General features: G+C 73.6%; 15 protein-coding genes. 8 read left to right on the top strand and 7 right to left on the bottom strand.

Going from position 1 to position 17,537, the window contains the following annotated elements; translation table 11 throughout:
• Positions 1 to 286: 286 nt before the first annotated feature.
• Genes WMF28_RS18135 through WMF28_RS18145 form a run of 3 tightly spaced genes read left to right on the top strand, consistent with a single transcriptional unit; the run spans position 287 to position 2,602 of the window.
• Entirely contained in the window at positions 287 to 1,054 is a 768-nt protein-coding gene (locus WMF28_RS18135) for a hypothetical protein (RefSeq protein ID WP_437603496.1), read from the top strand.
• 19 nt (positions 1,055 to 1,073) lie between these two features.
• Positions 1,074 to 1,853 (top strand): orotidine-5'-phosphate decarboxylase, encoded by a 780-nt coding sequence (gene pyrF, locus WMF28_RS18140; RefSeq protein ID WP_437603497.1) that lies wholly within the window; start codon positions 1,074 to 1,076, stop codon positions 1,851 to 1,853.
• Between the two features lie 2 nt (positions 1,854 to 1,855).
• Positions 1,856 to 2,602 (top strand): TrmH family RNA methyltransferase, encoded by a 747-nt coding sequence (locus WMF28_RS18145; RefSeq protein WP_437603498.1) that lies wholly within the window; start codon positions 1,856 to 1,858, stop codon positions 2,600 to 2,602.
• Between the two features lie 464 nt (positions 2,603 to 3,066).
• Here the strand turns inward: WMF28_RS18145 and WMF28_RS18150 are convergent, their stop codons facing one another.
• Both WMF28_RS18150 and WMF28_RS18155 read right to left on the bottom strand, forming a co-directional pair.
• Positions 3,067 to 4,239, bottom strand: coding sequence for a cysteine desulfurase family protein (locus tag WMF28_RS18150; RefSeq protein ID WP_437603499.1), 1,173 nt, complete (start codon positions 4,237 to 4,239; stop codon positions 3,067 to 3,069).
• Positions 4,240 to 4,267: 28 nt separating this feature from the next.
• A complete protein-coding gene (locus tag WMF28_RS18155) occupies positions 4,268 to 5,539 on the bottom strand; it encodes a hybrid sensor histidine kinase/response regulator (RefSeq protein WP_437603500.1) in 1,272 nt (423 codons plus the stop codon).
• A gap of 310 nt (positions 5,540 to 5,849) precedes the next feature.
• Between WMF28_RS18155 and lnt the strand changes: the two genes are divergently transcribed.
• Complete coding sequence (lnt, locus tag WMF28_RS18160) at positions 5,850 to 7,535, top strand: apolipoprotein N-acyltransferase (RefSeq protein WP_437603501.1); 1,686 nt, start codon at positions 5,850 to 5,852, stop codon at positions 7,533 to 7,535.
• A 78-nt stretch (positions 7,536 to 7,613) separates the two neighbouring features.
• On the opposite strand, the gene WMF28_RS18165 is transcribed toward lnt, so the two are convergent.
• The 3 genes from WMF28_RS18165 to coaE form a co-directional block, all read right to left on the bottom strand.
• Complete coding sequence (locus WMF28_RS18165) at positions 7,614 to 8,264, bottom strand: DUF72 domain-containing protein (RefSeq protein ID WP_437603502.1); 651 nt, start codon at positions 8,262 to 8,264, stop codon at positions 7,614 to 7,616.
• A 103-nt stretch (positions 8,265 to 8,367) separates the two neighbouring features.
• Complete coding sequence (locus WMF28_RS18170; RefSeq protein ID WP_437603503.1) at positions 8,368 to 9,807, bottom strand: ribonuclease H-like domain-containing protein; 1,440 nt, start codon at positions 9,805 to 9,807, stop codon at positions 8,368 to 8,370.
• Between the two features lie 42 nt (positions 9,808 to 9,849).
• Complete coding sequence (gene coaE / locus WMF28_RS18175) at positions 9,850 to 10,482, bottom strand: dephospho-CoA kinase (RefSeq protein WP_437603504.1); 633 nt, start codon at positions 10,480 to 10,482, stop codon at positions 9,850 to 9,852.
• A 319-nt stretch (positions 10,483 to 10,801) separates the two neighbouring features.
• On the opposite strand from coaE, the gene WMF28_RS18180 reads away from it, so the two are divergent.
• Positions 10,802 to 12,793, top strand: a complete 1,992-nt coding sequence (locus WMF28_RS18180; RefSeq protein WP_437603505.1) for an EAL domain-containing protein — start codon at positions 10,802 to 10,804, stop codon at positions 12,791 to 12,793.
• Between the two features lie 58 nt (positions 12,794 to 12,851).
• Here the strand turns inward: WMF28_RS18180 and WMF28_RS18185 are convergent, their stop codons facing one another.
• Positions 12,852 to 13,535: a cysteine hydrolase family protein gene (locus WMF28_RS18185; RefSeq protein ID WP_437603506.1), complete on the bottom strand. Its 684-nt coding sequence runs from the start codon at positions 13,533 to 13,535 to the stop codon at positions 12,852 to 12,854.
• A gap of 71 nt (positions 13,536 to 13,606) precedes the next feature.
• On the bottom strand, positions 13,607 to 14,983 hold the full coding sequence (locus WMF28_RS18190; protein WP_437603507.1) for a nicotinate phosphoribosyltransferase: 1,377 nt from the start codon (positions 14,981 to 14,983) through the stop codon (positions 13,607 to 13,609).
• Between the two features lie 182 nt (positions 14,984 to 15,165).
• On the opposite strand from WMF28_RS18190, the gene folD reads away from it, so the two are divergent.
• From folD to WMF28_RS18205, 3 genes are read left to right on the top strand one after another with little or no spacing between them, the layout of a single operon-like run.
• A complete protein-coding gene (gene folD, locus WMF28_RS18195) occupies positions 15,166 to 16,035 on the top strand; it encodes a bifunctional methylenetetrahydrofolate dehydrogenase/methenyltetrahydrofolate cyclohydrolase FolD (RefSeq protein ID WP_437603508.1) in 870 nt (289 codons plus the stop codon).
• Positions 16,032 to 16,775, top strand: coding sequence for a class I SAM-dependent methyltransferase (locus WMF28_RS18200; protein WP_437603509.1), 744 nt, complete (start codon positions 16,032 to 16,034; stop codon positions 16,773 to 16,775). Before folD ends, WMF28_RS18200 begins: the two co-directional genes overlap by 4 nt.
• 9 nt (positions 16,776 to 16,784) lie before the next feature.
• The gene (locus WMF28_RS18205; RefSeq protein WP_437603510.1) at positions 16,785 to 17,516 is read left to right on the top strand and encodes a hypothetical protein; all 732 of its coding nucleotides are present in this window, start codon (positions 16,785 to 16,787) and stop codon (positions 17,514 to 17,516) included.
• Positions 17,517 to 17,537: the final 21 nt, after the last annotated feature.

The following is a 17,537-nucleotide window of genomic DNA, read 5'->3' on the forward strand; positions in this document are numbered from 1 at the left end:
ACGGACGAGGGGACGTGGAGACGTGGAAGGGACGTGGAGACGTGGAAGGGACGGAGCGCTGCGATTTCCGCTGGTACCTGCGGTGCACCACGGCGATAATCTGGCTGACGGTTCCGCGGTTCCTCGACATCGCGAGGGTCGCGGTGATCGCGAATAATTGCGTGAAAGCCGCTCTGCGGGTCAGAATCGTCTTGCTCGGTGGCCCCACCCAGGGCGACCTGCAGGTTCTCCGCGCCGCCCCTTGGTAGCCCAACCGCACGCGCTCGATCGAAGGAGCCACGAGGTCATGTCGGAACAGAAGGAAAGCTCGGTCCTGTTCTCGCTCAAGGAGCTGATGAACCTCGAGGAGGATCGCATCAAGACCGAAGAGGCCCAGAAGGCCGCCGCCGCCGCCGCCGCCGAGAAGGCGCGCGTCGAGGCGGAGCGCGCCGCGCGCGAGGCCGAGGAGCTGCGCATCCGCACCGAGGAGGAGCGCCGTCGCAACGAGGAGCGACGCTCCCGCGAGGAGGCGGCGCGGCTCGAGGCGATCCGGCAGGCCGAGATCGAGAAGGCGCGCGTCGAGGCCGAGCAGAAGGCGCGGCTCGAGGCGATGGCCGCGCAGCAGCACCACGAGCGCTCGCTCGCGGCGCTGCAGCAGGACGAGTCGAAGAACAAGCTGCGCAAGCTCCTCATCGGCGGCGCCATCGCCAGCGCGCTGGTGATCGGCATCGTCACCGTCGCCGCCGTCAAGTCGTCCCAGGACAACGAGGCGCGCATCGCCGCCGAGGCCGCGCGGGCCCGCGATCTCGAGGAGGCGAACAAGCGGCTCGAGGCGCAGTTCAAGGAGTCCGAGTCCAAGATGTCCGGGCTGCGCGACCAGCTCGCGAGCGCCAAGGACGAGGCGACGCGCCTCGCCCTGCAGAAGCAGCTCGAGGCCGAGCAGCAGAAGCAGGAGCAGCTGCGCCGCGGCGGCGGCAGCGGGCGGCCGGCCGCCGGCGCCCACCCGGCGAGCGGCGGCGGCACCAAGGCCCCCTGCAACTGCGCCCCTGGCGATCCGCTCTGCAGCTGCCTCTGACGCGGAACGGGAACACCGAATGGCGAACACCGGCTCCGTCAGGCAGCGGACGAGCCTCGGCGGCAGCTCGCTCGACGAGGCGCGCCGCAGGCTCGTCTTCCCGCTCGATTTTGCGACCCTGGACGAGGCCAGGGCGGCGGCGACCCGCGTCGCTCCCTCGGTCGGCGTGCTCAAGGTCGGCCTGGAGCTGTTCGTCCGCGAGGGGCCGGCCGCGATCGAGATCGGCAGGTCGCTCGGCCTCGACGTCTTCCTCGATCTGAAGCTGCACGACATCCCCGAGACGGTGGCGCGGGCGGTGGCGAGCGCCGCCGCGCACGGGGTCCGTTACCTGACGGTGCACGCGGCCGGCGGCGCCGAGATGCTGACGCGCGCGGCCCAGGAGGCGGCGCGCTCCCAGGAGCTGATCCTCCTCGCCGTCACCGTGCTCACGTCGCTCGACGACGGCGATCTCGCCGCGCAGGGCGTCCAGGGGAGCGCTTCGGAGCACGTGGTCCGGCTGGCGCAGCTCGCGCGCGGCGCCGGCATCCACGGGTTCGTCGCCTCGCCGCAGGAGATGCCGGCGCTGCGGCAGGCGCTCGGGCAGGGCGAGCTCCTCGTGACGCCGGGCATCCGCCTCGGCCCCGGCCCGGCCGGCGCGCCCGCCGACGACCAGAAGCGCATCGCCACGCCGTCGGCCGCGATCTCGGCCGGCGCCGATCTCCTCGTCGTCGGCCGGCCGATCCGGGACGCCGCCGATCCACTCGCCACCGCGCGCTCCATCGTCCAGGAGATCGCGCACACACTCCACCCACCGCGCTGACCGTGAGCCGCCTCGTCTACGGTCTTCAGCCGGTCCGGGAGGCGATCCGCGCGCACGGCGCACGGGTCGCCTGGGCCCTCGTCCAGCGCGACGGCGGCCCGAAGCTCGACGCGCTCGCGCGCCTCGCGGAGGGCCAGGGCATCCCGACCGAGCGCGCGCCCCGCAGCGAGCTCGATCGCCGCAGCGCCGGCGGCCGCCACCAGGGCGCCGTCGCGTCGGCGCCCGAGCTCCAGATCGTCGGGGTCGACGCGATCCCGGTCGTCGAGGAGGGCGAGCCCGGCGCCGGCACGATCACGGTGGCGCTCGACGGCGTGATGGATCCGCAGAACTTCGGCGCGGTGATCCGCAGCGCCGTCGCCCTCGGCGCGGGGGCCATCCTGTGGCCCGAGCACAGCTCGGCGCCGCTCACGCCGGCGACGTTCCGCGCCTCCGCCGGCGCGATCGAGCACGCGAGGCTCTGCCGTGTCCGCTCCTTGCCCGACGCCCTGGAGTCCCTCGCCGCCCGCGGCGTCGCCGCGATCGCGCTCGACGCCCAGGGCCCGGCGGAGCTCGGCGATCTGCCCCTGACCGGCCCTGTCTGCATCGTCATCGGCGCCGAGGACAAGGGCACGCGCCGCTCGGTCCGCCGCGTCTGCCAGCACGTGGCCCGGCTCCCGATGACCGGCCCGATCTCCTCGCTGAACGCCTCGGTCGCCGGGGCGATCGCGCTCTACGAAGTCGTCCGGCAGCGCCGCACGTCGCGCGCGTAGTCCGGCAGCAGCCCCCGCGACACCAGCCGCCCGACGACCACGGCGATCCGCGCGCCGCGGGCCCGTCCAGCCAGCGCCGTAGGGCATGCCCGTAGCCTCCCGGGAACATCGCTCGCCGGATTGCGCGCAACAGGTCCGGGCTCGGCGCGACCGCGCGCTGCGAGGTCATCCGGGAACGCAGTAGGTCGAACCCTTAACCAAGCAAAATTAACAACAAATTTGCATAGATACGAACAACATGTGATGCAGATTCGAGCATCGCATCGATGGCTGAACAGGCTCGCAGGAAGATGGCCGATTCGATCCATTCAATGGATCGACAAAAAGAATCCACACCCCCCTCGAAAAGCTCAGTCATTGCGTATGGTTACCCCTGTGGACTCACCCTTCTCTGCGCGGTTATCCGGAATGGCTCGAGGGATGGTTCAAGAATCGGGGGGGTCCCGGTAAGCGGCTGGATCGGCTCAGCTTCGGGCTGGAAGTGACCGCAGCCGGGAGAGCACGCGGGCCATGCGGAGCGCGGCCTCGGTCAGGTCGGCCTCGGTCGTGTCCTCGCCGATCGAGAAGCGCACGGCGGAGGCCGCGCGCTCGGGGCCGAGCATCGCCGTGAGGACCGGGGACGGCTCGGCGGTCCCGGCGCTGCAGGCCGCGCCGCTGGACGCGGCGACGCCCTCCAGGTCGAGCGCTGCGCAGAGCTCGTCGCCGCGCCAGCCGGGCCAGGAGAGGTTCGTGACGTGGGGGGCGCGCGCGCCGTCCCCGTTGCGGAGGGGCGCGGCGCCGGCCGCGCGCCCAACCTGGGTGAGCGCGGCCTCGAGACGATCGCGGAGCGGGGCGAGCGCCGCGTACCGGGCGGGGGCGCCGATCGCTCGCCGGGCGGCCACGGCGAAGCCGGCCGCGGCGAGCGGGTCCTGTGTCCCGGGACGCATCCCGCGCTCCTGGGCGCCGCCGAGCAGGACGGGCCGGAGCCGGACGCCGGGCCGCACCGCGAGCGCTCCGATCCCCTTCGGGCCCCGGATCTTGTGGGCCGCGACCGACACGAGATCCGCCCCGGCCCACGCCTCCGGCGGGAGGCGTCCCACCGCCTGGACGGCGTCCACGTGGAGCCGCGCCCGGCGGGCATGGACGATCGCCGCCGCCTCGGCGACCGGCTGGACGACCCCCGTCTCGTGGTTGACCGCCTGGAGGCTCACGAGCCGCACGGGCGCGACCGCTGCCGCCCGATCGATGGCGGCGGCGATCGCCTCCGGCGCGACCCGGCCGGACGGCTCGGGATCGACCCAGGCGACGTGCACGCCGCGGCCGGCGAGCCCCTCCGCGGCGCGGGTCACCGAGGGGTGCTCGATCCGCGAGACAACGAGCGCGCCGGCCTCGTCCCCGAAGGCGTGCCAGAGCGCGAGGTTGTTGGCCTCGGTCCCGCCCGAGGTGAGGGTCACGTCGCGCGCGTCGAGCCCGGTCAACCGGGCGACCGCCTCCCGCGCCTGCTCGACGAACGCGCGCGCCCGCCGCCCCGGTCCGTGCACGCTCGCCGGGTTGGCCCAGGCCACCTCGGCGGCGGCCTGCATCGCCGCCAGGACCTCGGGGTGCGGCGGCGTCGTGGCGTTCCAGTCGAGATAGATGGCGCTGGAGGCAGGGCGCATCAGGACGACGACGGGGAGGCAGGGCGCATCAGGACGACGACGGCTCGGCGGGCGGCACCGAGGGCGGGCCGAGCCGGCCCGGCGAGCTGCCGTCGTCCTGGAGGGGCGCTCGCCGGGCGACGGTCAGAAAGAACGCCGATCCGGTGAGCGTCTCGCCCTCGATCACCTCGTTGCTGGGCGACACGACGCGCACGTCGCCGCCGAGCCCGCGGGCGGTGCGCCGGGCGATCGCGAGCCCGACGCCGACGCCGCCGTAGGCGCGCGTGGCCGAGCCGTCGACCTGGTAGAACGGCTCGAAGATGCGCTGCAGCCGGTCCGCCTTGACCCCGGGCCCCGTGTCGGCGACGCAGAGCTCGTAGTGCCCCGACTGGAGCACGCTGACCCGCACGCCCGCGGTGCCGCCGGCCGGCGTGAACTTCGCGGCGTTCTCGAACAGCTGGATCATCGCCCTCTGCAGCCGGCCCGCGTCGCCCCAGGCGGGGAGCGGGCCGCGCGGCAGGTCCTCGACGAGCTGCACCTTCCCCTCGGCGAAGCGGTCGGCCACCTGCGCGAGGGCGCGCCGCGTGGTGTCGAGGAAATCGTACTCCGAGTGCATGAAGCGCATCCGGCCCGTCTCGATGCCGGTCACGTCGAGCAGGTTGTCGATGAGCGACCGGAGCCTGCGAACGCAGTCCTCCATCGCGAGCAGCGCCTTCTTCTGCGCCTTGTTGAGCGGGCCGAGCTCCTCGTCGGCGAGCAGCTTCACGTACCCGACGATCGGGGTCATCGGGGTCGCGAGCTCGTGCGAGATGTTGCGGTAGAACTCGGTGCGCGCGGCGTCGAGCTCGCGGAGCCGGGCGTTGGCGCGCGAGAGCTCGGCCACCTTCTGCTCGAGGTGGGCGACGATGCGCTGGCTCTGCTCGCGCAGCCGGAGCGGCCCCTGCGACGCGGGGAGCTCCTCGCGCGCGCCGCTGAGGTAGCGGGCGATGACCGCCGAGAAGGAGCGCGCGTCGATCGGCTTCTGGAGAAAGCCGTCGCAGCCGACGGCGAGGCTCGTGTCCCGATCGCCCTCGGCGGTGATCGCGACGATGGGGACGCCGGCGAGCGACGCCTCGCCGCGCAGGCGCAGGGTGACCTCGAACCCGTCGAGGCCGGGGATGTTCAGATCGACGAGGACGAGGTCCGGGTGGAGCGTGCAGGCAAGACGCACCCCTTCGAGCCCGTCGGCGGCCTCGAGGACCTCGTAGCCGGCGCTCTGGAGCAGCTTGCGTACGAGCAGGCGGTTCGCGGGATCATCCTCGATGTGAAGTATCTTCGACATGGGCTCTGCGTGCGCATAGTAGTCGCGATCGACGGGGGCCAGGCACGTTCTGCGTTACTTTCCGCCGCCTGTTCGGGTCCGCCGGCCCGGCCGGGGCCCGGGTCGTCCGCTTGGGTCGCTTGCACCGCGCTTGTTCCTGCGGTCGTGCCGAGCTCGCCACCGCGCGCGCGCCGAGCGGGTTGCCAGGCGAGCGCCGAGCGGGTTGACGACCGGCGGCGCCCATCCAATACGGGGGCGCCATGCCCGGCCCCTTCAGGTTCCACCGCGCCGTCGCCGCGGCGCGCTGCTTCCCCTTCCCCCGGCGCTGCCGATGACGACCGCGCGCCAGCAAGAGAGCGAGGCCGCCGACGTCGGAGGCGGAGCGGCCGAACACCTCCCTCGGCCGGAAGCGCCGCGCAGCGCGAGCGCGGACGGCGCGGTGCGGCCGCTGCCCGCGCGCCTCTCCTACGGGCTCGCGGGGCTCTCCGGCTTCCTCTACTTCCTCGGGTTTCCGGGGATGGATCTCTGGCCGATCTCGTTCTTCGGCCTCGTCCCGCTGATCGTGGCGCTGCGCGGACAGACGCCGCGGCGCGCGGCGCTGCTCGGCTGGATCGCCGGCTTCGTCATGACGATGACCGGCTTCTACTGGCTGCTCGAGATGCTGCGGGTGTTCAGCGGCTTCCCCACGATCCTCTGCACGGTCTTCATGGCCATCCTCTGCGCCTACCAGGCCGGACGGATCGCCCTGTGCGGCTGGCTCTACGGGCGGGCCGAGGCGCGCGGCTGGCCGGGCGCCGTGGCGTTCGCGCTCGCGTTCGTGACGAGCGAGCTCGTCTATCCGCTGCTCTTTCCCTGGTACTACGGCGCCTCGGTCCACAACGCCCCGGTGATGGGCCAGGTCGCGGATCTCGGCGGCCCCTACCTCGTCGGGCTGGTGCTTGTCGCCGCGAACCTCGCGATCGCCGAGCTGGTCAAGCTCCGGCTGGATCGCGCGCCGCGCGCGGCGGGCGGCGGCGCCGGCCCGTCGCGGCCCGGCCGCCCGCTGAACCGCGCGGTCGTCGCGGTGGGCGTCGCGGCCCCCGCCCTCGCCGCCGTGTACGGCCTCGTCCGGATGCGCGCCGTGGACGCGGCCGCCGCCGCGGCCGAGCCGATCAAGATCGGGATCGTCCAGCCGAACCTCGCGCTCTTCGACCGCCGGAACGCGGTCAAGATCCACCTGAAGAGGACCCAGGAGCTCGCCAAGCAGGGCGCTGGGCTCGTCGTGTGGAGCGAGGCGGGCGTGCCGCAGGCGTTCCGCGAGTCGGCCTATAAGACCGAGGTCCAGCGGTCGCTCACGGGCCGCCTCGGCGTGCCCACCGTGGTCGGCACGGTCATCCACCGGCTCCCGGCCGACCGGAACGAGCGCGGCGTGAGCTTCAACACGGCGCTGATGGCCGGCAAGGACGGCGAGATCCTCGGGCGATACGACAAGCAGTACCTGCTCGCGTTCGGCGAGTACCTCCCGCTCGGCGACACGATCCCGTACCTCTACACGCTGTCGCCGAACTCGGGCCGGTTCAGCCCCGGCACGTCGCTCGCCCCGCTCGAGTGGGACGGCCACAGGATCGCGACGATGATCTGCTACGAGGACATCCTGCCGCACTTCGTGAACAAGCTGGTCGCCGAGGGCGACCCCGACCTCCTCGTCAACCTCACGAACGACGCCTGGTTCGGCGACTCGACGGAGCCGTGGATCCACCTCGCGCTCGCGAAGATGCGCGCCATCGAGCACCGCCGCTACCTCGTGCGCGCCACGAACAGCGGCGTCTCGGCGATCGTCGACCCGGTCGGCCGGGTCGTCGTGCAAAGCGACACCTTCAAGGAGCAATCGCTCCTCGGCGAGGCGCGGTTCATGCGCCCGCAGACCGTCTACGGGACCGTGAAGGACATCCCGTGGTACGTCGCCGCGGTCGCGAGCGTCGCCATGGCGCTGTTCACGCGGCCCGAGCGCCTGCGCCTCCGGAGCGCCGAGCGCTGAGCCACGCGGCCGGAGCGCCGGCTCCCCGGCGCGCCGGACCTCGCCGCCGGGGCGCGGCGCCCGCGCGGCGCGCCCGCGTCAGATCTTCATCGCCTTCTTGAAGCGCTTCGCGTCGGCGAACATGTCGACGTTCGTGAACACGTACGTCGCGTCGTCGTGCTTCGCGCCGCGCGCGATCTCCGCGAGCCGCTCGATCGCCGGGTCCTCGTAGCGCGACTTGTGCCCCGCCGGGCCGTGCAGGCGGTAGTAGGCGACCTTCAGCCGCGAGAGCCCCGTGGTCAGCGGATCGCGCGCGGCGAGGGCGCCGACCTCCTGGGTGAGCTCGTCGCTCTCGTCCGGATCCCACCCCGGCGGCGGCTCGAAGACGACGCGCTCGAAGCGCTTCTTCACGCTGGCAAGGAACTCGCGCAGGATGGCCTTGTTCGCGCGCGTCGGCGTGAACTCCGGGGGACCGACGAAGACGGCGCTCTTCGCCTCGAGCTCGTCGGCGACGGCCTCGATGCTCTTGAGCGCCGTCTCGATCACCTTTCCGTCCCGGAACCCCTCCTGCCCGATTTCACGCGGACCGAGCAGGGCAAATCGAAAGCCGACCGGAGCTTCGCGCCGCCAGCGCCGGATCGTTCCAGGTCCCGGAAGGGACACATGGGTCTCCTGCACCTCCACGAACATAAACTCGCGGAAATAGCGCGTCGCTGGGACGGGGAAACCGGCACAGCCGACGGTAATCATCGCCCCCACCCTAGCCCACGCACGCCCCGGCGAGAAGCCAGACGGATGGATTTCTCGATCGGCCCGCCCGGAGCCCTGAACCGCGGGACTGCGGGGTGCCCGCTCACTTTTCGCCCTTGCGTCGCAGCGCGGCGGCGGGCAGGGAGCACGGCCGCGCTCCGGCGGCGGCCTCGGCGCGCTCGAACGGCAGCGCGAGCGCGGCGCCGGCGGTGCTGCGATCGAGCTTGCGTCGCAGGCGGGCTCGGCGGCGAGCCAGCGCGGGCTCGGGCTCGGCGGTGCCCTGGTCGGCCAGGTCGAGGGCGCGGGCGAAGGCGCGGACGTGGTGCTCGTAGAGCTTCGCCAGCGCGAGGCGCACCGCGGGATCGTCGATCTCGGCGGCGAGCGCCTCGTAGTCCGAGAGCGCCCGCGCCTTGTCCCCGCGCGCCTTCGCGATGTCGCCGCGCGCGCGGCGCGCGACCGCGCCGCCGCCGCGCTCGACGGCCGCGTCCGCGAGCTCCGCCGCGCGCTCGAGCGCGCCCGCCCTGCGCAGCGTCGCCGCCGCCCCGGCGAGATCGCCTGCGGCCAGGCCGCCGAGCGGCTCGCCGTAGAGGCCGACCAGCGCGACCATCGCGAGCACGTCGGCCGCGTTGTGCTCGACGACGCCCAGCAGCGCGTCCTCGTCGCCGGTGCGCAGGAAGTGGGCGTAGCACGCGACGATCTCGCCGCCGGGCACGTCCCCGACGCGCACCCGGCCGAGCACGTCGTGCTCCAGGGCGATGAGCGTGCAGGTCTTGAGGCGCGCCTTGTGGATGCGGCGCGCGACGTGGACGAGATCGAGGTGCGGCAGCTCCGGCGGCGGCGGCAGGCGGTTCATCACGTAGCGCGTGCGCAGGAGCGGCATGTCGAACGCCTTGCCGTTGTACGTGACGATCATCGAGGCGTCGGCGAGGCGCTCGGCGAGCCGGCGCAGGATGGGCTCCTCCTCGCCGAGGCGGCGCAGGAGGAGCTGCTCCATGATGAAGGCGTCGGACGACGGCTCGCCGAGCGGCCCCGCGCCGGCGGCCCCGGGGTCGAACCAGGCGAGGCCGATCAGGAACGGCACGGTGCCCGTGCCGCCGGCGAGGCCCGTGGTCTCCGTGTCGAGGAACAGCGCCCTCCGCAGGTCGCAGCCGGCGAGCGCCGGGTCGAGCGCCAGGAGCGCGAGCATCGCCGGGTCGGCGTCGCGCGCGGCGACGAGCGGCGCGCGGCCGACGCGGGCCGCCGCGAGCGAGCGGGTGCGGCTCACGTAGAGCGGCCCCCCGGGCGTCTGCTCGACATGGAAGGGGAGCTCGCCGCGCGCCGGATCGGCCCTGGGGGTCGGCGGCGCGCCGCGGGCGACGATGCGAGAGATGCGCTCGCGCAGCTCGTCCAGCGACGGTCGAGCGCCGACCGCGGCGGGCGCTCCCGCCGCCGCGACCGGCGGCGGCGACGCCTCGCCTCGTGCGATCGCGCCCGGGACCGCGCCGGCGCGTCGCTCCGCCGGGAGCGGCCCGAGCCGCGCGAGCTTCGACTTGAACGACGTCATCGGCCGGCCGCGAGACTTCCACGCCGGGCACTGCGCATCAAGTCAGCGTCCCGCGCGTTCAGCGCCGCCGCCGAGCTTCGCCCGGATCGAGGCGAGCACCTCGTCCGCCTGGCGCTCGGTCGCGGCGCGATCGCCGGCGTTGTCGATGACGTGGTCGGCGACCGCGACCTTGCTCGCGAGCGGGAGCTGCGCGTCGAGCCGGGCGCGCACCTGCTCCGCGGTCGCGCCGTCCCGCGCCATCGCGCGCGCGATCTGGACCGCCTCGGGCACCGCGACGACCACGAGCGGACGGAACGCGTCGGCGACCCCGTTCTCGACGAGGAGCGCCGCCTCGTAGCAAGCCAGCGGCTCGCCCCGCGCCTCGAGCGCCGCGGCGCGCTCCAGCAGGAGCGCCGCGATGCGCGGGTGCACGATCGCGTTCAGCTGCCGGCGCTTGCCCGGGTCGTCGAACACCATCGCGGCGACGCGCGCGCGATCGAGCGAGCCGTCCGGCAGCAACACCTCCGGACCGAGGGCGCGGACCACCTCGCCGAGCCCCTCGGTCCCCTCCGCCACCACGTCGCGGGCGAGCGCGTCGGCGTCGATGACCGGAAGCCCCTGCGCGCGAAAGCGCGCCGCCACCGTGCTCTTGCCGGATCCCAGGCCGCCGGTGAGCCCGAACAGGACAAGCCCCATCGATGCCTCAGCCCGCACCGAGCGCGGTCCGCGCTCCCACACCGTCCCCCGATCCCGACACGTCACCACAACGCATCGCGTCAACGCCGCCCTGCGTGGGCCTGTGGCCAGGCGTTTCTTGCTGGAGCTCGACAAATCGCCGCGGCGCCGGCGAGAGGACGGCGGCGCTGGCGCCGAGCCCCGGCCGGGAGCGCCTGCTCTCCTCGTGACCACCCATGACCCGAGCCTACCCCAGCGGTGGGTCGTGGCCGTCGAGTTTCCTCGCCGCCGGCGCTTAAGAAGTCCGCTTCTCCGGGAATGCAACTACCATAACGGGGTGGTGGCAAAGATCGATGACCGGCCGGAGTCGAGCCTGCACGCCGCGTTCGATCGCTCGGACGCGCACCGTGGCTCGCCGGACAAACACCTCGCTGCGTGGCTGTCCGAGGTCGACGTCGGGCTGATCGAGATCGACGCCGAGCAGCGCGTGGTGCGCTGCAACGGCGCGGCCGAGCGGCTGACCGGCTGGTCGATCGTCGAGGCGCGCGGCGCGCTGCTCGATCGCGTGCTCCGCCTGATCCCGGCGGCGGGGACGACGAGCGGAGATCCGGACATCGACGTCGGAGAGATGAACGAGCTGTTCGACGAGGGCGCGCCCGCGAAGCCCACGCCGCCGCCGGCGCTCACGCCGCGGCGCGAGCCCGCGGTGCCGCTCTCGCCGGTGATCATCGACGAGGGCGCGCTGCGCACGCCGGGCGCGCCGCTCGCCGCCCCCGAGGCGACCCGGCCGCCGGCGCGGTACACAGCGCTGCTCGAGCGCCGCGACGGCTCCGTCATCCCGATCCTCCACACGATCGGCACGATCGCGGGGCGGCCCACGCGCGAAGGCCAGCGCGACTCGAAGCCGCCGCCTCCTCCCGGGCAGATCGTCCTCTTCCGCGAGCTCGGCGCGCCGGGGCCCCTGCCGATCCACCCGGCCAAGCCCCGCTACGACGCGCTGACGCGCCTCCTCGACCGGTACGCGATCATCGATCGCATCGAGGAGGCGCTGAACGACTGCAGGAAGACGGGGACGCCGTACGCGCTCTGTTACATCGACCTGGATCGCTTCCGTCTCGTCAACGCGACCTGCGGGCACGAGGCGGGGGACGATCTGCTCCAGTGGGTCGCGACGCGCGTGCACGAGATCGTCGGCCCGCAGGACGCGGCCGGGCGCATCGGCGGCGACGAGTTCGTGCTGCTGCTCGCGAACAAGAGCGAGCGAGAGGCGGAGCGGATCGCGCGCGATCTGCAGATCTGCTTGCTCGAGTTCCGGTTCGGGTGGGCGGAGAAGACGTTCTCGATCGGCGCCAGCATCGGCCTCGTGGTGCTGACGCCCCACTTCGAGCGGGCCGTCGACGTGCTCGGCGCCGCCGATCACGCGTGCCGGATCGCGAAGGAGAACGGGCGCGGGCGGCTGCAGGTCTACCTCGACGACCAGCAGATGACGACGAGCCGGCGCTCGATGCAGTGGGTCGCGAGCCTGCAGCGCCACCTCGCCGAGGGGCGGCTGCGGCTCTACTCGCAGGGCATCCACCCGCTCGTCATGCCGGGCGCGGCGCCCAGCCCCCACGGCGCGCACTTCGAGGTGCTCGTGCGGCAGCTCGGCGAGGACGGCCGGCTCTACTCGCCCGTGGGCATCATCCAGGCGGCGGAGCAGAGCGGCCTGATCCACGTCATCGATCGCTACGTCGCGCGGCAGGCGTTCCGGCTGATCGGCGCGATGCCGCAGCACGCGCTCCGGCGCCTCGACACGTGCTCGATCAACCTGTCGGGCGTGTCTCTCCTGCGCGAGGGCCTGCTCGACTTCCTCGTCGAGCAGCTGCACCGGGCGCAGGTGCCGCCGAGCAAGATCTGCTTCGAGATCACCGAGACGGCGGCGCTCGCCAACCTCGGCGAGGTGCTGTGGTTCATGCAGGAGCTCGGCGCCATGGGGTGCCGGTTCGCGATCGACGACTTCGGCAGCGGGCACGCGTCGTACGGCTACCTGGAGAGCCTGCCGGTCGACTACGTGAAGATCGACGGCATGTTCGTGCGCGATCTGCAGGACAACACGCTCCACCGCGCGATCGTCGAGTCGGTGCACAGGATCGGCGACACGCTCGGCATCAAGACCGTCGCCGAGCAGGTGGAGAACCAGGAGATCGCCGATCTGCTCACGTCGATGGGCATCCACTACGCGCAGGGGTGGCACTTCGACAAGCCGCAGCCGCTCGTCGACCTCTGCGCGTCGCTGCGCGTCCAGGGCGAACCGAGCGATCCCGGCGCGACGGGCTCTCCGGAGGGCCGCTGACGACGCCGTCGCGGGCGCGCCCGGGGGACCGCGCCGCGCGGGGACCCCGCCGGGCTCGCTAGCGAAGCAGGGCGGACGACGTGGTGAGCGTGACGCCGGCGGCCTGCATCCCGGAGAGCGCGGCGGCGACGCCGGCCTCGGTGATGCCGGCGACGGCGTCGGTCAGGAGCGTCGTGCGGTAGCCGCGCTGCGCCAGCCCGAGGGCGGCGGCGCGGACGCAGTAGTCGGTCGCCACGCCGTACACGACGAGCTCCGGCGCGCCGCCGAGCGCCGCGGCGAGATCGCGCAGGAACCCCTCGGCGAGGGGGTTCGCGAAGAGGCTGTAGACCTCCTTCTCGAAGTAGACCGCGTGGCTCGTGCTCGTCGCGAGCTCGCGCACCGCCTCGTCGATGGGCGCGCGCTCGACGTTCGGGAGAAAGCGGAAGCGCGGCGGCAGCGTCCCCTCGACCTTCAGCCAGCCCGGCGTCCCCTTCACGCAGTGGTCCGGGAAGCCCGGCTTGTCGCCCTCCGGGGCCGGGACGTCGTTCGACGCGAACTCCCACGCGTCCCACGCGTGCGAGTCGACCGAGCCGACGATCGGGATCCCGTGCGCGACGGCGTGCGCCGTGAGCCTCCGGAACAGCGCGTTCGGCGAGCCCTTCACGTAGAGCGCGCCCGCCTCCTCGCAGAAGTCTCGCTGCACGTCCACGTCGACGAACACCCTCGGGGGCGGAGCCTGCCGGGTCACGTTGCCACTCGCCATGTCCTCTCTCCTCACGTGCGGCGCGCCGCCGCGCCATCGCCGCCGCGCGCGCGGCGCCTCGCTCGATCTCGCTATCCTACGCCGGAGACGACGCGGGCGCGCACCGTCTCCACGAGCGCGCCGAGCTGCGGTGACACCTCGACCGGGAAGGGCGCGCCCGGCGAGGGGTCGTCGTCGATGCGCCGCAGCGCCTCCGGCAGCCCGGCGATCTCGGCGCGCACGCGCGCCCGGACCGCGTCGAGCCCCTCGGGCGGCGCGACGCGGGCGCCCTGCTTCATCACGGGCGCGAGCAGCGGCTCGGCCCCGGGGCTCGCGGGCTCGCCGTCGAGCGCGATGACGTCGCGGACGAGCCTCCCGGCCGGGTCGCGGAAGCGGTGCACCTGGTGCGCGCCGGGCAGCGTCGCCTTGCCTTCCGAGAACTTCGCGATGGGCGTGCGCTCCCCTCCAGCGCCCGGCTCGACGCCGCCGATCTCCACGAGCTTGTAGACGCCGCCCAGCGCGGGGGCGTCGATCGACGTCACGAGGTCCGTCCCGACGCCGTAGAGATCGATGGGCGCCCCGGCGCGCCTGAGCTCGGCGATCCGGTGCTCGTTGAGATCGCCCGAGGCGACGATCTTCGCCGACGCGCACCCGGCGGCGTCGAGGATCCTCCGCACGGCGACGCTGAGCGCGCCGAGGTCGCCGGAGTCGAGCCGGACCCCCTTCAGCTTGTCGCGCGCGATCGCCGCCGCGCGCGCGGCGCCGACGAGCGTGTCGTACGTGTCGATGAGCAGGATCGCCGCGCTCGGGAAGACGGCGACGTAGCCCTCGAACGCGGCCTCCTCCGACGGGTGGGCCATGGTCCACATGTGCGCGGCCGTCCCGAGCACCGGGATGCCGAAGCGCATGCCGGCCTCCACGTTGGAGGTGCCGACGCAGCCGACCGCGTACGCGGCCCGCGCCGCGTCGAGCGCCGCCTCCGGGTGAGCCCTCCGGGTGCCGAACTCCATGACCCCCGCGTCGCCGGCGGCCAGGACGATGCGCGCGGCCTTCGACGCGATCGTCGTGGCGTAGTTGACCGTGGACAGGGCGAACGTCTCGATGAGCTGCGCCTCGATGATCGGCGCGGTGACGCGCAGGAGCGGCTCGTTCGGGAAGAACACCGTCCCCTCGGGCACGGCCCAGACGTCGCCGTGAAAGCGGAAGTCCCGCAGGTAGCTGCAGAACGCCGGCGTCATCGCGTCCGCGAGGGCGGGGAGCGCGCTCAGGTAGGCGATCTGCTCGTCGGTGAAGCGGAGCTGCTCGAGGTAGCGCAGCACGCGCTCGAGGCCCATCGCGACGAGGAAGCGCCGGTGCCTGGGCAGCCGCCGCACGAAGAGCTCGCACGTCGCGACACGCGAGGCCATGCCGCGGTGGAAGTACCCCGCCGCCATCGTCAACTGGTAGAGATCGGTGTGCAGCGCGTCCACCGCTCATGGCTAGAGACGCTGGACGGAAGGGTCAACCCGAAGATCGCGCCCGGGACGTGGCGGTCGCCTCACGCCGCGGCCCGCGGCCGTTCGTCGCGGCCGGTCGCGGGTCGTCGCGGCCCCGGGCAGGCCGTGCGGGCCGCGCTCCCGCGACGGCCGCGGCTGGTCTAAGCTCCGCGGCCGTGGCAGCCAAGATCCTGGACGGCAAGGCGATCGCTCAGAAGGTCCGCGACGAGGTGCGGGAGGGGGTGGCGCGCTTCGCGGCCGCCCACGGCCGGCCCCCTGGCCTCGAGGTGGTGCTCGTCGGCGAGGACCCGGCCAGCGTGACCCACACGCGGAACAAGGAGCGGGTGTCGAACGAGGTCGGCATTCGGGGCCGGCTCCGCGCGCTCCCGGCCGGGACGACCGAGGCCGAGCTGCTCGCGCTCATCGCGGCGCTCAACGCGGACGACGCGGTCGACGGGATCCTCGTCCAGCTCCCGTTGCCGGGGCACATCCGGGAGCACGCCGTGCTCGACGCCATCGCTCCCGCGAAGGACGTCGACGGCCTCCACCCGGTGAACGCAGGCCTGCTCGCGCTGGGCCGCCCGGGCGGCCTCGCGCCGTGCACGCCGGTCGGCTGCATGCGCCTGCTCGCCGAGGCGGGCGTCGAGCTCGCCGGCGCCCGCGCGGTGGTCGTCGGGCGGAGCCACCTCGTCGGCAGGCCCATGGCGCAGCTGCTGCTCGCGCAGCACGCGACGGTCGCGATCGCCCACTCCCGCACGCGCGATCTGCGGGCGATCTGCCGCGAGGCCGACGTCCTCGTCGCCGCCGCGGGCAAGGCGAAGCTCATCGGGGGCGACTGGATCAAGGAAGGGGCCACGGTGATCGACGTCGGCATGAGCCGCGACGACGCGGGCAAGCTGGTGGGCGACGTCGATTTCGAGGCCGCCAGGGGGCGCGCTGCCTGGATCACGCCGGTGCCGGGCGGCGTCGGCCCCATGACGATCGCCTCGCTGCTCGAGGCGACGCTGCGCGCGGCGGAAGCGCGGGTCGCGAAGCAGCGGCCGTGATCGCTCGGGCGCCGGAGCCCCGCGGGCCCGTCGCGGCCCTCGCCCCTGCCGCGAGCGCCGCGGCGTTCGTGGCGCGCGAGACCGCCGTGGCCAGCCCGCCGCTCGTCCCCGAGGTGAGGCTCCACCTCGCGACCGAGGTCACGCCGCTCTGGCACGCGACCGAGGCGGCGCTCGCGCGCGCGGGCGTGCCGCCGCCGTACTGGGCGTTCGCGTGGGCCGGCGGGCAGGCGCTCGCGCGGTACCTGCTCGATCACCCCGCCGCGGTCTCGGGCAAGCGCGTGCTCGACCTCGCCGCCGGCGGCGGCGTCGTCGCGATCGCCGCGGTCCGCGCCGGCGCCGCGCACGTCAGCGCCGCCGACATCGATCCGTTCGCCGCCGCCGCGCTCCAGCTGAACGCGGCCCTCAACGGCGTCGCCGTCGATGTCATCACGGACGATCTCACGGCGAGCGCCGCGCGCGGCGCGTGGGACGTCATCGTGGCGGGCGACATCTTCTACGAGCGCGCGATGGTCGACCGGGTGCTCCCCTGGCTGCGGCGTCAGGCCGCGGGGCCCACGGCGGTGCTCGTCGGGGATCCGGGGCGCGCCTACTGCCCCTCGGAAGGCGTCGAGGAGCTCGCGCGTTGCCTCGTCCCCACGTCGCTCGACCTCGAGGGGCGCGAGGTGCGCGATGCGCGGGTGCTGCGGCTGCTGCCGTTCCCCCGTTGCGCCGAGGTGGATGCAACCCAGGATGGAGAATAGGGGCGTTTCATGGGTCGATTGACGTTCGTCTTCACGGGCGTCCTGCTCGTCACCGGCTGCGGGCGCGGCGACGTGGCCCCCGTCTCCTCCTCATCGAGGACAGCTGCGGTGTCCCGCGGCGAGAACGGAGCTCAGCCGCCCCCGGCCGCCGCCCCAGCCTCCGGCCAGCCTGCGCCGCGCACGCCGGCCCCCGACGCAGCGGCCGCCGCCGGAAGCCCCGGGGCCGACGGGGAGGCGCCGGGCGACCCTCGCATCGATGAAATCCGGAAGAAATACGAGGAGATCCAGGCGGACAAGGGGCTCAGCACGAGCGATGTCCGCATGGCGTGCCCGGGTGGCGAGGGGAGCGCCGAGGTCCAGCTGCACCGGAAGAACAACACGGTCTCGAGGGTGGAGCTGAAGGACCACGCCGCGGGAGACGCCGGGTCCACCTACCTCTTCTATTACGACAACGGACAGCTCATCTTCGCCCTGAACGACGCCGAGCCCTTCGGCGGGCTCACGGAGCTCCGCCTTCTGCAGCGCCGGTACTACTACCACCAGGGCAGCCCGATCCTCTGCATGAAGAAGAGCGTGCAGGGGCCCCCCGACGAGGTCGAATCCCTCCTGCACAAGGCGCCGAATGAGCGCGTCGACTGCTCCTTCGCGCCCAAGGTCCAGCGCATCGCTTCGGTCGCGCTGCGGGGCGCAGAGGCGATCGACGAGATGAAGAAGCTGCTCTGCCCGCAGCCGCCCAGGTAGACCGGCGGGTAGGCCGCGTCC

The organism is Sorangium sp. So ce590 (assembly GCF_051521365.1).
Classification (GTDB): Bacteria; Myxococcota_A; Polyangia; order Polyangiales; family Polyangiaceae; genus Sorangium.